Below are 15,235 nucleotides of genomic sequence, written 5' to 3' on the forward strand. Positions count from 1 at the left end.
AGCGACTGAGCGGCGGAGTGAAGAACCGGGGTTAATAGGGCCCCACCCCGCGGCGCCGAAGGCGCCGCCGATATCTCAGAAGGCGCGGCAGGAGCGGATATCGGTGGCCAGGATGGCCCGGGCGCCGAGTTCGGCCAGTTGGTCCATCAGTTCGTTGCCCTTCCGGCGGGGTACCAGCGCGCGTACCGCCACCCAGCCGGGGTCGGCAAGAGGGGCGACCGTCGGGGATTCCAGGCCGGGGGTCAGTGCGGCGGCCCGTTCCAGCAGGCTCTTGGGGCAGTCGTAGTCGAGCATCAGATACTGCTGAGCGAACACCACACCCTTGACCCTGGCGATCAGCTGGTTACGGGCCCGGTCGCGCTGGTCGGAGCCGGCGCGTTCGATCAGGACGGCCTCGGAATCGCACAGCGATTCGCCGAAGGCGACGAGATTGTGCTGGCGCAGGGTGCGGCCCGAACCGACCACATCGGCGATCGCGTCGGCGACCCCGAGCTGGATGGAGATCTCGACGGCGCCGTCGAGTCGGATCACTTCGGCTTCGATCCCGCGCCGGAACAGATCGGCCAGCACCAGGTTCGGGTAGGAGGTGGCGATCCGTTTGTCCTGTAGGTCCTCGACCTTCCAGTCCTGGCCCTGGGGGGCGGCGTAGCGGAAGGTCGAGCCGCCGAACCCCAGGGAGAGCCGTTCCTCGACGGGGGCGCCGGAGTCCAGCGACAGGTCCCGGCCGGTGATACCCAGATCGAGTTCGCCGGAGCCGACGTAGATGGCGATGTCCTTGGGCCGGAGGAAGAAGAATTCCACCTGGTTGGCCGGGTCGAGCACCGTGAGATCGCGGGAGTCGGTGCGTTTGCGGTAGCCGGCCTCGGTGAGGATGGCGACCGCGGATTCGGAGAGTGCGCCCTTGTTGGGTACTGCGACGCGCAGCATGGCTGGTCCTTTCGGGTGGGAGGGATGGTCGGGGCGTCTACAGATGTCGGTAGACGTCCTCCAGCCGCAGCCCACGGCCCACCATCAGCACCTGCACCCAGTAGAGCAGCTGCGAGATCTCCTCGGCGAGCGCCTCGTCGCCTTCGTGTTCGGCGGCCAGCCACACCTCACCGGCCTCCTCCAGCACCTTCTTGCCCTGGGTATGGACACCCGCGTCCAGCGCGGCGACGGTACCCGACCCGGCGGGACGGGTGGCTGCGCGATCCTGGAGCTCGGCGAACAGGGTCTCGAAAGTCTTCACGGCAGGTCATTGTTTCAGACGGTGTCGATGGCGCCGCCTCCGGCGTCGCGTGCCGGGGCCCTGTCGACCCCGGTTCTTCACTCCGCCGCTCAGTCGCTCCAGAACCGGGGCGGGCCCCGACTCCATTGACGGCGCCGCCTGCGGCGTCGCGTCGGGGCCTTCGTGACCCCGACTTCGGATTCGGACCATCAGGAGTAGACGGACGGTGTTCGTGAGGTGCGCCTCGGTCACCGTAGGGAGGCGCACGACTCTGCCGGTGCTCGATACTCACCGATCCGTGGACGGCCCGCTGCTCACACTCGGTCGCTTCGGAAAAGCGGGTCGGCCGTACCACCCGCGATACGACTCCGCCCGGGTGGCCACCACTGTGTCGTGGTGGCCACCCGGGCGGGTGGATACGGGACCGGGTCAGGTTTCGGAGAGCAGTGCCTCCAGCTCGGCGACCGCGGCGCGCAGGTGTCCGGCGAAGGCGTGCATCTCGTCGGCGACGGCGGTCGGAGTGGCCAGGTACAGGTTCCACCGGTCGGGCAGCAGCACGTAGGCGATACCGATACATTTCGGGCTGGTGGAGCCGAATCCGAAGTAGCTGATGTTCACCGACGGCGCGGAGCTCGTGCTGAGGTAGTCGTCGCGCATGACGGTCCAGCCCGGGCTGCTGTACAGCGGGATCGGCTCGGTGACCCCCAGTTCGGCGCCGCGGCGCCGCTGGATCCATTCCAGCTCCCACAGGTGCTGTTCGGGCGCTGCCCCCGATTGGCACTGTTTGGCGCGTTCCACATGCGCGGTGGCCGCAGCGCGGGCGGCGGCCAGCTTCGCGGCGGTACCGGCTGCCGGGTCCTGCAGGGTGTCGGCGAAGGTCACCATCTCCGGGGTCACCACCCGCATCGCCTCGGTGCGGCCGTTGCGGTACTGCCTGGTGGCGATGGATTCGTAGGTGGCGCCGGTGCGGCCCTTGCTGCGCCGGTGCGCGAGCTGGTAGCTCAGCTGGGCGAAGGCATCCGGGGAGATACCGAGCTGTTTGGCGCGTGCGGTGCCGAAATCCTCGAACGATACGGTGGTGGTGGCGTTGTCGGCGGCGTACTGCGCGAACGCCGCTCCGGCCGCGACCACTTCGGCCTGCTGGTCGGCGTCCAGCCGGAATTCGATCTGTTCGGCCGAGGGCAGTCCCTGACTCCGGGCCCCGGACCGCTCGGCGTGGTCGCCGACCGATGTTTCCAGCAGGGTGTCGACGAAGGACAGGATGGTGGTGCCGTCCAGTCCGCAGTGTTCGACATTGATCCCGGCGCGGCCGTCGGCGAAGACGATGAACGACACCGATTTGTCGAACCACCGGTTGGCGCTGTCACCGTGCAGCAGCGTATCCGCGGCGTGCAGATCGTCGCGCGGGGCGAAATCCTCGAGGCAGACGGCGAACAGCGCGGTTTCGATGGTGTCGAGGGCCGCGGCATTGTGCGGATCGCTGAGCAGCCGGGCGCGGGCCCGGGCCCAATCGGCACGCGCGGCGGTGGTCAGCTGCCCGACGGCGGTACCGGCCGGGGCCGGTTCGGTGGCGGATTTCAGGATGGCGCGCAGACCGGCGGTCACATCCGCGAAGGCGTACGGATCGCCCTCCGGGCCGACGACCTCCAGCCGGAATATCGACCCGCGGTGCAGGACGAGGATATGCCGGGCCGTCGACGGCCCGGGCTCGGCATCGCTGTAGGGCACCCGCACGGTGTCCTGTTCGGTACCCGGGATCCGGGTCTCGGAGAACAGGTACTTGTTCTGCCACATGGACAGGCGCTGCCCCCGCTGGGTGACCGGCGGGATCTCCTCGCGGTCCAGGGCCAGTTTGTAGTCGACCGCGGCGGAGACCAGGGCGGCGGCGCGCTCGGCCTGGTCGGCCGCGGTCGAACTCGCCAGCGCGGTGTCGTCGCGGAACAGGAAGAAGAAGTTGGCGTTCAGCGCGATCCGGTCCCGCCGGCCGAGATAGCGCGACGGCCAGAACCGGTCCAGCCAGCTGCCCACACCCGGGGTCTCGTCGTATTCGCGCAGCGCGTCGTGCAGGACGCGGCCGGGACCGCCGGGTCGCAGCAGATCCGCGACGGCGTCCTCGGTGACGGCCAGTTGCTCCGCGGTGAGCAGGGGCGTACACCACTGGACGAAACGCGTGCAGCTGTCCTCGAGAGTCGGCAGCGGGACCCTCGGGAGCTGGTCCTCGGCGGCGAAGGTGGGTTCGGTCAAGTCGTTCTCCGGTTCGGTCGTCGGTCGTCGGGTTGCGCCCGGCGGGCTATTCGAGGGATGCGGGCGACGAAAGCGGCCGGGACACATAGAGATTCGCATACAGCCGGCCCTCGTCCTCCAGGCCGGTCGTATCGATCCCGTTATCGGCCAGCGTACCGAGCACCTGTTCGCGCTCGGCCGTCGAGGCGAAGCGGCGCTGGGCGAATTCACCGGGTATCCGCTCGGTGCGATAGCCCAGCGCGTCCAGTTCCGCCTCGATGGGTTCGAAACCGTACATACGCAGGACGAAATGGGCCATCCAGGGGCGCCGCTCGGGATGCGAGGTGGCGATCCGCACGAGCGTCTTCTCGGTGACGTACCCGATACAGCCGGTCGAGATCACCAGATCCGCCGAAGCCAGGACGGCGCGCTGTTCGTCGGTGGGGTCGGTGGCCTCCAGATCGGCGTGGACCACCGCGTCGAGCAGACCCGCCGCGTGCGCGTAGTCCAGCGCGGGTGCGGAGGCATCCATACCGATGAACCGCACCCCCGGCAGTTCGTCCGCGACGGTCAGCCGGGCCCGGTCCCGGGCGGCGAACTCGTCGGTCCCGGTATCCGGGTCCGCATAGGATTCGGCCAGTTCGGCGAGGGTGGTGTCCAGCCGCAGCAGCGCCGCGTTCACACCGTAGGAACAGCCGATGTCCAGCACGCTGGGGGCCGCGCCGGTGGCGGCGCGATATTCGGCGATCTGGGCGCGCAGATGCGGTTTCGCCAGTTCCGGGATGCGGTAGTCCAGTTCCGACATCCGCGCGTAGTAGTCACGAGGATCGGGTCTCGAGTAGATATCGTCGAAGGAAGCTTTCCCGGTGGTGTGCAACGGAACTGGCACGTGGTGTTCCTCTCCTCGGGCTGTATCCGCTCGATCGTGTTCGGAGATCAATCGAGCAGCCGGTCACCCCGGACGGCAGTGGCCGCCGCGTGGTGATCGGTGAGCACCCGCCCGAACAGTTGGCGGGTGCGTTCCACGGTGCCGATGACACCGGGACGGTCGCTGTAGGCGAAGATCGCCGTATGCCGGGCGGCCGCGCCCTCCACCGGGGAGACCCGGTGCAGCGAGAAGCGGCCCTGGAACAGTTGCAGGTCGCCGGGACGGAGTACCAGCCGCCGGACGAGGTTCTCCCCCGATCCGGTCAGTACCGCGTGCACATCCGTCAGGTTTTCGGCCTGCGGCGAACGGATGCCCGGACAGTATTCGAAGACACCGCCCGATTCCGGGGTGGCGGTGAGCATGCTGACGGTGAATTCGTTGGTATCGAAATGCCAGGGATGGGACTGCCCCGGCGCGACCACATTGAGCACCAGTCCCGCCAGCGGATCGGCGAATTCGTGCAACCGATCGCGGCCGAAACAGTCGGCGAGGAACCGCTGGAACAGCTCGTCGGTGTAGAGGCGGTGGATGAGCGCGTCGGCGGGGATCCGATCGCGCGGAACGAAGGCGTTACCGCGTTCGAACACGATCCGGCCGGGGTGATCGTCGGGGAGTTCGCTGTCGAGCGGAATGTTGTAGGCGTTCACCTGCTCGGTGCGGTAGTAGGCGTGCGGTGCCATCCGCTCGCCCTGTTCCGCGAGCAACGCGTGCAGTTCGGGCCGGATGAATTCGCGCAGGACGGTACAGCCGTCCTCGGCGAGATCGGCCCGCGCGGCCGCGACCGCGGCGCGCCACCCGGGCGCACCGGGCTCCGCGAGCGGGTAGCGGGAAGTATCGACGATTTCGTCCAAGGTCACCGTGGCGGCCATAGCGATATTGTTATCGGGCTGTCTGCGACACGCCCGGTATTTGCCGGAGACAGCAGGTGAGTCCGGTCACGGACCGTTCGGTCTTGTTGATGCGCAACACTGTTCGCGCGCCTCCGTTGTCATTGTTCACCGTCGTCAGCGGGTGTACCGCCGAAAAGCAGCCCATGATCGGATGATTCGGCGCGAACTCGGAGAATCGCGGTATATCAGGAGGCAGCGATATCGCCCGCGGCGAATGCGCGGGCAGTCCGCAACACCTGATCGAGATCGGATCGCTCCAATCCGATCAGGCTTTCGCGATGGATCCGGGAGGGATCGACCGGTACCGGTATCTCGCACGGCACCACCAGCACTCCACAGCCCGCGGCGGCGGCCGCCGCCACCCCGGTCACGGAATCCTCCACGGCCACACAATCCCCGGGCGTGAGACCGAGCAGTTCCGCCGCCCGGAGGTACACCGCCGGATCCGGCTTACCGTGCGGCACCTCGTCACCGCAGACCGATACCTCGAACCGGTCGCGCCCCAGCGTCTCGAGGGCCAGTTCGGTCAACGACCGCTTCGTATTGGTCACCAGCGCGCAGGGCAGGCCCGCGGCGCGCACCATCTCCAGCGCCTCGACCGCGCCCGGTCGCCACGGGATCGGCCCGGTCATGAGTTCGGTGACGCGCCGCTCCAGGAAATGCCCGGCCTCGGTCACGGCCGCCGGCTCCAGCGGCAGACCGAGTTCGGTGAACATGATACGCAACGCGTTCGCCCCGGACGCCCCGATGAGCGCGTGCCGGATCTCCTGGGTCATCTCCCGGCCCAACTCCTGGGCCAGCTCCCGGACTCCGATATCCCAGAGCTTCTCCGAATCGAGGAGGGTGCCGTCCATATCCCACAGCACTCCGGCCAGCGGGGTCATCGGTAAGACCTTTCGTCGCGGTGGTTCACGTCACCTGCACCGGCGTCGGCGGCCGGTACGCGAACAGCTACTCCCGGCCGACCGTATCGGCACCGGGGAAACGGATCCGCACCGGCCCGCGACCGGGCTCACTGCAACTGGGACGCGGCGATCACCAACTGCCCGCTCTGCGGCTCCACCTGGAACGACCGGCTCTCCGACTGCGTCGAGCCGTTGCTCATCGTATAAGTGATCGTGGCCACGGCCGCGCCGTTGCCCGCGGGGGTCACCGCACCGACGCTGACGGCCGCGAAGCCCGACCAGAAGCGGGTGTACTCGGCGTAACCTCCGGTGCTGGCCTGGTACGCCGGTGACAACTGGGCCCAGGCGGCCGAGGGATCACCGGGCAGCAGGCCGTAGTAGCCGCGGACGAACTGTTCCACCCGGGCGGGCGTCGGTGTGCCGGTCTCGGCCGGAGTCGTGGTCGGCGGCGCGGTGGTCGTGGTGGTCGAGCGGGCCGTGGTGGACGTATCGGCTTCGGAGGTATCCGGGGCGGGCGCCTGCGAGGTACCGGGAGCGAGCGCGGCCGGATCGTCGGTGTCGCCGCCGGTGAAGTTCGCCAGCGCCAAGCCCGCGATCACCACCAGGACCAGCGCGGCCGCACCCGCCAGTAGCGCGGTCCTGGTGCGTTTCCGGGAGACGTCATCGGCCGGTGGATGTGACGTCGTGGTCGCCGCGGCACCGGGGACGGCGGGACCACTCACACCCTGCCGGGGACCGCGGAAGGCGGGCGGGGTGCCGCCCGGCGGCGGGACCGGCGCCGCTGCCGGAGCATCCGGAGACAATCGAGTGGTCGCGGCCGGCTCGGCGGGCAGGATCTTCGTGGCCGCGGGCGCCGCCGGTTCGACCGGTACCGGAGCACGTCCGGCCGCCACCTCCTCGAGCATCACCTGGGCCTCGTGCATGGTGGGCCGGGTCGCGACCTCGGTGGCCAGCAGCCGCATCAGCACCGGCCCCAGCGCACCCGCCCCGGCGGGCGGTTCGACCTGACCACCGGCCACCGCGTGCAGTACCGCCAGCGGATTGTCACCGTCGCCGAAGGGGGGACGACCGGTATGCGCGTGGTACAGCGTCGATCCCAGTGCGAAGACATCCGAGGCCGGAATGGGCTGTTCGCCGCGAGCGACCTCGGGGGCCAGGTAGGCGGGGGTTCCGGCCAGGAATCCGGTGGCCGTCACGGTGACATCGCCGGTGGCCCGCGAGATTCCGAAATCGGTGATCTTCAACGTACCGTCGTCGCCCACCAGCAGATTCGCCGGTTTCACATCGCGGTGCACGATTCCGGCGTCGTGCGCCGCGGCCAGCGCGGCCGCCGCCTGGGCACCGAGTTTCGCCACCTCCAGTGGGCCCATCGTGCCGTCGAGGTTCAACCGGCTCGCCAGACTCGGAGCGTTCATGTACTCCATGACCAGCCACGGCTGACCGTCCTCGTCGGCGACATCGAACACCGAGATCGCGTTGGGGTGGTGCAGGCGTGCGGCGATACGCCCCTCGCGCAGTGCGCGTTTACGAGCTTCCGAGGTCTGCTGCTCGGTCAGGTTCGGTCCGAGCAGAACCTGTTTGACCGCGACGATGCGCTGGAGCCGGATATCGAGCGCCCGCCACACCACACCCATCGCGCCGGTGCCGATGGGATCCGTGAGCCGATACCGTCCGGCGATCAGCCGATCCTTGGTCATCTCTGTCGTGGCCCCTTCTGTTCGCCGCCGAGTCTTCCAGCACTCCGCGCGTCACAGGCGGCTGCCTACGGCTCCGCTCCGGCCCGGCACGACCGAACTGCCCGACAGCGTTGTCGAGACTTGTGACTCGGCCGAGTTTCTCAGCGGAAATTCCCGGGAATCTTACTCTCCGACACCCGGAAGCCGTGCGGGCAGTAGGGGTTTACCGACGCCCGCGAACCGCGCTCACCTGCTGTTTCGATATCCGGCACGGGCCCGGACCGGCCAGGCGGACCAGGAAGTGAGCACAATCACATCAGGCAAAGGTTTACCCGGACTCAGACATTGAAGTACTTCGCCTCCGGATGCAGCAGGACGAACGCGTCGGTGGACTGTTCGGGATGCAGCTGGAGTTCCTCCGACAGAGTCACCCCCAGTCGCGCGGCGTCGAGCAGGTCCACCAGTTTCGCGCGATCCTCGAGGTCCGGGCAGGCACCGTAGCCGAACGAGTAGCGCGCACCGCGGTATCCGAGTTTGAAGTACTCCGCGACCTCGGTGGGATCGGTCTCGGCGATCGCGTGGCCGTCGAGGGTGAGTTCCTCGCGGATCCGCCGATGCCAGTACTCGGCGAGCGCTTCGGTCAGCTGGACACCGATCCCGTGCACCTCCAGATAATCCCGGTAGTTGTCCGCGGCGAACAGCTCGTTGGCGTAGTCGGCGATCGGCTGCCCCATGGTGACCAGCTGGAAGGGCAGGACATCCACCTGCCCGGTCGCCCGGGCGTGGTCGCGCGAGCGGATGAAATCCGCGACGCACAGGAATCGGTCGCGCTGCTGCCGCGGGAAGGTGAAGCGGTACCGCTGCGGGGCATCGGCTTCCGGTTCGGTGAGTACCACGACATCGTCGCCCTCGGAGACCGCGGGGAAATAGCCGTACACCACCGCGGCGTGCTGCAGCACCCCCTGGGTGCTCAGCTCGTCGAGCCAGGAACGCAATCGCGGCCGACCGTCGGATTCCACCAGCTCCTCGTAACTCGGCCCGTCGCCGCCGCGCTGGCCGCGCAGCCCCCACTGGCCGAGGAACAGTGCCCGTTCGTCCAGCAACCCGGAGTACTCGTGTACCGGCAGGCCCTTGATCACCCGGGTACCCCAGAACGGCGGTACCGGTACCGGCACCTCGGCGGCCACATCCGAACGCGCGGGCACCTCGATCGGCACCTCGGACGCACGGCGCTGTTCGGCGATCCGGCGCGAACGTTCGTGGCGCGCCTTGCGTTCGGCCGCCTTCTCACGTTCGGCCACGGCTTCCGGGCTGTCCGGGTCGGGACCGTCGCCACGTTTACGCGACATGATCTCGTCCATCAGGCGCAGGCCCTCGAAGGCGTCGCGGGCGTAGTGCACATCGCCTTCGTAGACGTCGGTGAGATCGTTCTCCACATACGAACGGGTCAGCGCGGCGCCGCCGAGCAGGACCGGGAACTGGTCGGCCACACCGCGGGAGTTGAGTTCTTCCAGGTTCTCCTTCATGACCACGGTGGATTTCACCAGCAGCCCGGACATTCCGATCACATCGGCCTTCTTGTCCAGTGCGGCGTCGAGGATGGTCGCGATGGGTTGTTTGATCCCGAGGTTCACCACCTCGTAGCCGTTGTTGGACAGGATGATGTCCACCAGATTCTTGCCGATATCGTGCACATCACCCTTGACCGTGGCGAGTACGACGCGACCCTTGCCGCTGTCGTCGGTGGCCTCCATATGCGGTTCCAGATGGGCCACCGCGGCCTTCATGACCTCGGCCGACTGCAGGACGAACGGCAGCTGCATCTGCCCGGATCCGAACAGTTCGCCGACGGTCTTCATCCCCGACAGCAGGGTTTCGTTGATGATCTTCAGCGGCGGGACCTCACGCATCGCCTCGTCGAGGTCGGCCTCCATACCGCCGCGCTCACCGTCGACGATGCGCCGCTCCAGCCGGTCGAACAGCGGCAGGGCGGCCAGTTCGTCGGCCCGGGAGGCCCGGGAATCGGCCGCGGACACGCCTTCGAAGAGCTGCATGAGTTTCTGCAGTGGGTCGTAGCCCTCGCGACGGCGGTCGTAGACCAGATCCAGGGCGGTCTCGCGGTGCTCGTCGGGGATCCGGCTCATCGGCAGGATCTTCGACGCGTGCACGATGGCGCTGTCCAGACCGGCCTGCACGCATTCGTGCATGAACACCGAGTTCAGCACCTGCCGGGCGGCCGGGTTGAGACCGAACGAGATATTCGACAGGCCCAGCGTGGTCTGTACCTCGGGATGGCGCCGTTTGAGTTCGCGGATGGCCTCGACGGTCTCCAAACCGTCGCGGCGCGATTCCTCCTGCCCGGTGCCCAGGGTGAAGGTGAGGGTATCGATCATGATGTCGCTCTCGCGCAGCCCCCAGTTGCCGGTGATATCGGCGATGAGCCGCTCGGCGATGGCGACCTTGTGCTCGGCCGTGCGCGCCTGCCCCTCCTCGTCGATGGTCAGCGCGACCACCGCGGCGCCGTGTTCGGCGACCAGGGCCATGGTCTGCTGGAACCGCGATTCGGGGCCGTCGCCGTCCTCGTAGTTCACCGAGTTCACCGCACAGCGCCCGCCCAGATGTTCCAGGCCCGCGCGCAACACCGGCGTCTCGGTCGAGTCGAGCATGATGGGCAACGTGGACGCGGTGGCCAGCCGGGAGGCCAGTTCCGACATATCGGCGCTACCGTCGCGGCCGACGTAGTCGACGCACAGATCGAGCATATGGGCGCCGTCGCGGGTCTGGTCCTTGGCGATATCGAGGCATTTCGCCCAGTCCTGGTCGAGCATGGCCTCGCGGAATGCCTTGGAGCCGTTGGCATTGGTGCGCTCACCGATCATCAGCACACTCGCGTCCTGCCGGAACGGCACCGCGGTGTACATACTCGAGATACTCGGCTCGGGTTCGGGCGCGCGGCGCTGCCCGATCGGTGCCAGGCCGGTCTCGACCTCACGGACCGCCGCGGCGACCTGGCGGATATGTTCCGGAGTGGTACCGCAGCAGCCGCCGACCAGGGCCAGTCCGTAGTCGGCGACGAAACCGCGCAGTGCCGTGGCCAGCTCCTCCGGAGTCAGCGGGTATTCGGCACCGTTCGCGCCGAGCACCGGCAGTCCCGCGTTCGGCATCACCGATACCGGGATACGCGCATGCTGGGACAGGTACCGCAGATGCTCGCTCATCTCGTCCGGCCCGGTCGCGCAGTTGAGACCGATCAGATCGATACCCAGCGGTTCGAGGGCGGCGAGCGCCGCCCCGATCTCACTACCCACCAGCATCGTGCCGGTGGTCTCCACGGTGACGTGGGTGATGATGGGGATCCGGCGGCCGGCCCGGTCCATCGCCCGGTGGGTGCCGGTGATGGCCGCCTTGACCTGCAGCAGGTCCTGGCAGGTCTCGATCAGTACCGCGTCGGCGCCGCCGTCGAGCATGCCGAGGGCGGCCTCGGTGTAGGCGTCGCGCAGATCCGCGTACGGCGCGTGGCCCAGGGTGGGGAGTTTCGTACCCGGCCCCATCGACCCGAGTACGTAGCGCGGCACCCCGTCGGGACCCGGGCCCATCTCGTCGGCGACTTCACGGGCCAGCCGGGTGCCCTTCTCCGAGAGGTCCCGGATCCGGTCGGCGATCCCGTAGTCGGCCAGATTGGGCAGATTGCAGCCGAAGGTGTTCGTCTCCACGGCGTCGGCCCCGGCCTCGAAATAGGCGCGATGGATATGCCGCAGCACTTCGGGGCGGGTGTCGTTCAGGATCTCGTTACAGCCCTCGAGCCCGCGGAAATCGTCGAGGGTGAGGTCCACGGCCTGCAGCATCGTACCCATCGCACCGTCGCCGATCACGACACGCCTGGTGAGAGTGTCGAGCAACGTGGTATCGAACTCGGCGGAGCGGGAGGCAGACATGGATTCCAGACTAGTGGGCACCTCTGTCACGGTGTCGGCCTGCTTCCCGCCCTGTGTGGGCGGCCACAGCCGCCGGCGGCGCGACAGGCGCGGCGGAACCGATACTGCGCGCCGGTAGCGACCCGCCCCGTAGGCTCACAGGGGTGAGCTCGAGTGAATCTCCGGTGGATCGGGAACTGCCCGCACTGCGCGACCCGGTGCTCGTTGCGGCCTTCGAAGGCTGGAACGACGCTGGTGACGCCGCCAGCGGCGCGGTGGAGCATCTGGAGTTGATCTGGGATGCGCGGCCGCTGGCCGAACTCGATTCCGAAGACTATTACGACTATCAGGTGAACCGGCCGATGGTCCGGCAGGTGGAGGGTGTCACCCGAGAGATCGTGTGGCCGGCGACCGTACTCTCGGTGTGCTCCCCGCCCGGCAGCGATCGCGATGTGGTGCTGTTACGCGGTATCGAACCGAATATGCGGTGGCGCCGTTTCTGCGCGGACCTGCTGGAGTTCATCGATCAGCTCGGTGTACAGACCGTGGTGATCCTGGGCGCGCTGCTGGCCGATACCCCGCACACCCGCCCGGTGCCGGTCACCGGATCCGCCTACAGCAAAGAGGCGGCCGAGCAGTTCAACCTCGAGCAGACCCGCTACGAGGGACCGACCGGGATCACCGGAGTGCTCCAGGACCAGTGTGTGAAGGCCGGGGTTCCGGCGGTGTCGTTCTGGGCCGCGGTTCCGCACTACGTCTCGCAGCCGCCGAACCCGAAGGCGACGATCGCACTCCTGCACCGGGTCGAGGATGTCCTCGATATCGAGGTGCCGCTGCGGGAGCTCCCGCAGCAGGCCGAGGAGTGGGAATCCACGGTGAACGAGATGACCGAGGCCGACGACGAGATCGCCGAGTACGTACGTTCGCTGGAGGAGCGCGGCGATGCCGCGATCGATGTCAACGAGGCGATGGCCAAGATCGACGGCGACGCCCTCGCCGCCGAGTTCGAGAAGTACCTGCGCAGACGAGGACCCGGCGGCTTCGGGCGCTGAGGGGGGTACGCCGGGCCGCCGGGTCCTCGGTTCAGCCGGCCACCGACCAGATGCGGGCGGCGGCGTCACTGGCCAGTTTCGCGATGAGCAGTTCGCGTGGAATCGTCTGGCCGGTGAGGTGATCGAGCGAGGGGACCACCACGTGATGGGCGTCCGCCCGCTGGAGCTCCCGGGTCAGTTCGGCGAATGCCGTCCCGTCACCGGGACGCGATTCGTGGAACGTCGCGGCGAAGCACAGTCCTCGGGCCTCGGCCAGCTCGCGTAGCGCGGCCTCCATATCGTCACCGTCGCCCGCGGCCAGATCGTCGCGTAAATACCCGTACACCAACGCTTCCACCCGAACCTCCTGAATCCTTCCCCGCACGGGGGCGGGGAACCATTTCCTGCTCCGGGATCTCCTCCCCGCATTCGCGGGGGTGTTGCTTGGACCGATACGAAACCGGTCCGATTCGAGCATGACCCAGCACGGGCGACCGCAGAAGAGGTCATGCGGGGGACATCTGGATGCCCTCTGCGGTCCACGAGAAGTTTGCTGGTGCAATACTGGCGACCGTGACTGCTGCTGAAGATCGTCCGCTGTGGGCCATCCGGATGCGCTCGGAACGCGATGCGCGTGGGTGGTCACAGGCAGACGCCGTACGAGCCCTGCGCGCCAAGTCGTCCCATAACCTCCCGACCGACAGCACCCTGCTACGCAATTGGCGGCGTTGGGAATCGGGCGAATCACGTCCCGACGATTTCTATGCCCCGCTGATCGCGGCCGCCTTCGATTCGGTGGCCGCGGCGTTCTTCCCGAAGGCCCGGCCGAGCCGCGACGACGAATTGCTCACCGCCACCGGGATGGACACGCTCGAATTCATGGGACGCCTACGGATGTCCGATATTTCGACCGCCACCCTGGACGCGGTGCGGATCACCGCCCAGCGCCTCTGCTGCGATTACGCCTCCACCGATCCGCACGAACTACACCTCGAGGCATCGGGCTGGCTGCGCCGGATCGCCGCGCTACTCGACAGCCGGCTGACCCTGGCCCAGCACAAGGAGGTCCTGGAGCTGGCGGGCTGGGTGGCGCTGCTGCTCGGCTGCCTCGAATACGATCTCGGCCGGCGCAGCAGCGCCGAGGCCACCCGGCGGGCCGCGCGATCCCTGGGACAGGAGGCGGGACATACCGAGATCATCGGCTGGAGTTCGGAACTGGCCGCCTGGTTCGCCCTCACCCAGGGCAATCATCGCGGGGTCATCCAGGCGGCCGAGGCTGTCCCGGCCGAATGCGCGGCCGGCGGGGTCGGGGTCCAGCTCGCGGCCCAGCGGGCGAAAGCCTGGGCGCGGCTGGGTGATCGGGCGGCGGTGGACGCGGCGCTGGCCGAAGGCCGCACCCTGCTGAACCGGTTGGGCCATCCCGACGATCTCGAGAACCATTTCGTGGTCGACCCGCAGAAATTCGATTTCTACGCCATGGACTGCTGCCGCGTCGTGGGCGACGATACGCACGCCGAAATGTATGCCCGGGCGGTACTGACCGATTCGCTGACACTGGACGGTTCGGTCCGCAATCCGATGCGAGTCGCCGAAGCCCGTCTGACACTGGCCGTGGTGGCCGCCCGCGGACGCGATCTGGAGCTGGCGGTCGCCGAAGGGCGGCGGGCGTTCGAGGCCAAACGGCGTTCCCTGCCCTCACTGCTGTGTATCGGCAGCGAGCTGGCGCACGAACTGGTCGAGAATTTCCCCGGCGACCCGCTGACCCGCGCCTTCCTGGACGAGCTCAGGTCGCTGTCGGGCGTCTGATCCCGGGCACCGGCGCAGCGGACCGGCCGGATATACCCCTGGGCATCGAGGGTCCGGCGATCGCGTCAGCGGTGCGCGGCGTCGGGCACCCGGGCCGGGCATCCGGTCCCGGGGAGGGTGACCAGCTCGAAATGCCACCATTCGTTGTCGAAGGTCCGGCACAGCCCCCAGCGATTCCCGTTGGCCTCCATCCAGGCGGCACCCTCGCGGGGCGCGATATCCACCGCCCGGCCGGTGACATGGGTGGATTCCTCCGGCGGCAGTACCCAGCGCCGGGTTTCCTCCGGGGTTCCGTAGGTGCGCAGCCCGTCCTCCCACATGGCGCGCTGCTCCTCGGGTGTCCGATAGCCGGAGTTGATGGATATCGGCACCCCCTGCGCACGAGCCTCCTGCTCGGCCATCGTGTAGGCCAGGGCCAGCATCGGGTCCAGCCCTTCGGTTCCCGCCGCCGCGACCTCGGTGAGCGGCGGTACCGGGAACCCCGGCGCGGCGCCGGCGGGACCGGCGCCCAGCACCAGCACGGTGGCCGCGGCGGCCAGGATCGCGGCCGTGACACCGGTACGACGGGGCAGGACGCGCGCGGGGTCGATCATGGCGACGATCTTATCGGCGCGGGCCCGCCCTCCCCGACTGAACCTAACCTGAGCTGCACAAA

12 protein-coding genes are annotated in these 15,235 nt (G+C 68.3%); 2 read left to right on the forward strand and 10 right to left on the reverse strand.

All coding sequences use genetic code 11. The features are described 5' to 3' along the window. Positions 1 to 75: 75 nt before the first annotated feature. The 8 genes from hisG to metH form a co-directional block, all read right to left on the reverse strand. Positions 76 to 927: an ATP phosphoribosyltransferase gene (gene hisG / locus ACWEWT_RS32285; protein ID WP_452564632.1), complete on the reverse strand. Its 852-nt coding sequence runs from the start codon at positions 925 to 927 to the stop codon at positions 76 to 78. 37 nt (positions 928 to 964) lie between these two features. Next, a complete protein-coding gene (locus ACWEWT_RS32290; RefSeq protein WP_452564633.1) occupies positions 965 to 1,228 on the reverse strand; it encodes a phosphoribosyl-ATP diphosphatase in 264 nt (87 codons plus the stop codon). Between the two features lie 408 nt (positions 1,229 to 1,636). After that, complete coding sequence (locus ACWEWT_RS32295) at positions 1,637 to 3,451, reverse strand: choline/carnitine O-acyltransferase (protein WP_452564634.1); 1,815 nt, start codon at positions 3,449 to 3,451, stop codon at positions 1,637 to 1,639. Positions 3,452 to 3,497: 46 nt separating this feature from the next. Continuing rightward, on the reverse strand, positions 3,498 to 4,319 hold the full coding sequence (locus ACWEWT_RS32300; protein ID WP_452564635.1) for a class I SAM-dependent methyltransferase: 822 nt from the start codon (positions 4,317 to 4,319) through the stop codon (positions 3,498 to 3,500). 47 nt (positions 4,320 to 4,366) lie between these two features. Beyond that, positions 4,367 to 5,227 (reverse strand): HalD/BesD family halogenase, encoded by an 861-nt coding sequence (locus ACWEWT_RS32305; RefSeq protein ID WP_452564636.1) that lies wholly within the window; start codon positions 5,225 to 5,227, stop codon positions 4,367 to 4,369. Between the two features lie 206 nt (positions 5,228 to 5,433). Continuing rightward, the gene (locus ACWEWT_RS32310) at positions 5,434 to 6,132 is read right to left on the reverse strand and encodes an HAD family hydrolase (protein ID WP_452564637.1); all 699 of its coding nucleotides are present in this window, start codon (positions 6,130 to 6,132) and stop codon (positions 5,434 to 5,436) included. Between the two features lie 128 nt (positions 6,133 to 6,260). Beyond that, a complete protein-coding gene (locus ACWEWT_RS32315; protein WP_452564638.1) occupies positions 6,261 to 7,850 on the reverse strand; it encodes a serine/threonine-protein kinase in 1,590 nt (529 codons plus the stop codon). Between the two features lie 317 nt (positions 7,851 to 8,167). Continuing rightward, on the reverse strand, positions 8,168 to 11,764 hold the full coding sequence (metH, locus tag ACWEWT_RS32320; RefSeq protein ID WP_452564639.1) for a methionine synthase: 3,597 nt from the start codon (positions 11,762 to 11,764) through the stop codon (positions 8,168 to 8,170). A gap of 143 nt (positions 11,765 to 11,907) precedes the next feature. Between metH and ACWEWT_RS32325 the strand changes: the two genes are divergently transcribed. Then, a complete protein-coding gene (locus ACWEWT_RS32325) occupies positions 11,908 to 12,795 on the forward strand; it encodes a PAC2 family protein (protein ID WP_452564640.1) in 888 nt (295 codons plus the stop codon). A 31-nt stretch (positions 12,796 to 12,826) separates the two neighbouring features. Here ACWEWT_RS32325 and ACWEWT_RS32330 read toward each other — a convergent pair whose 3' ends face one another. Then, positions 12,827 to 13,132 carry a hypothetical protein gene (locus tag ACWEWT_RS32330; protein WP_036513657.1) on the reverse strand — a complete coding sequence of 102 codons (306 nt, stop codon included), beginning with the start codon at positions 13,130 to 13,132 and terminating at the stop codon, positions 12,827 to 12,829. A 215-nt stretch (positions 13,133 to 13,347) separates the two neighbouring features. On the opposite strand from ACWEWT_RS32330, the gene ACWEWT_RS32335 reads away from it, so the two are divergent. Continuing rightward, positions 13,348 to 14,580, forward strand: a complete 1,233-nt coding sequence (locus ACWEWT_RS32335; RefSeq protein ID WP_452564641.1) for an XRE family transcriptional regulator — start codon at positions 13,348 to 13,350, stop codon at positions 14,578 to 14,580. A gap of 65 nt (positions 14,581 to 14,645) precedes the next feature. On the opposite strand, the gene ACWEWT_RS32340 is transcribed toward ACWEWT_RS32335, so the two are convergent. Then, positions 14,646 to 15,173, reverse strand: coding sequence for a M15 family metallopeptidase (locus ACWEWT_RS32340; protein ID WP_452564642.1), 528 nt, complete (start codon positions 15,171 to 15,173; stop codon positions 14,646 to 14,648). Positions 15,174 to 15,235: the final 62 nt, after the last annotated feature.

The organism is Nocardia sp. NPDC003963, assembly GCF_053605105.1.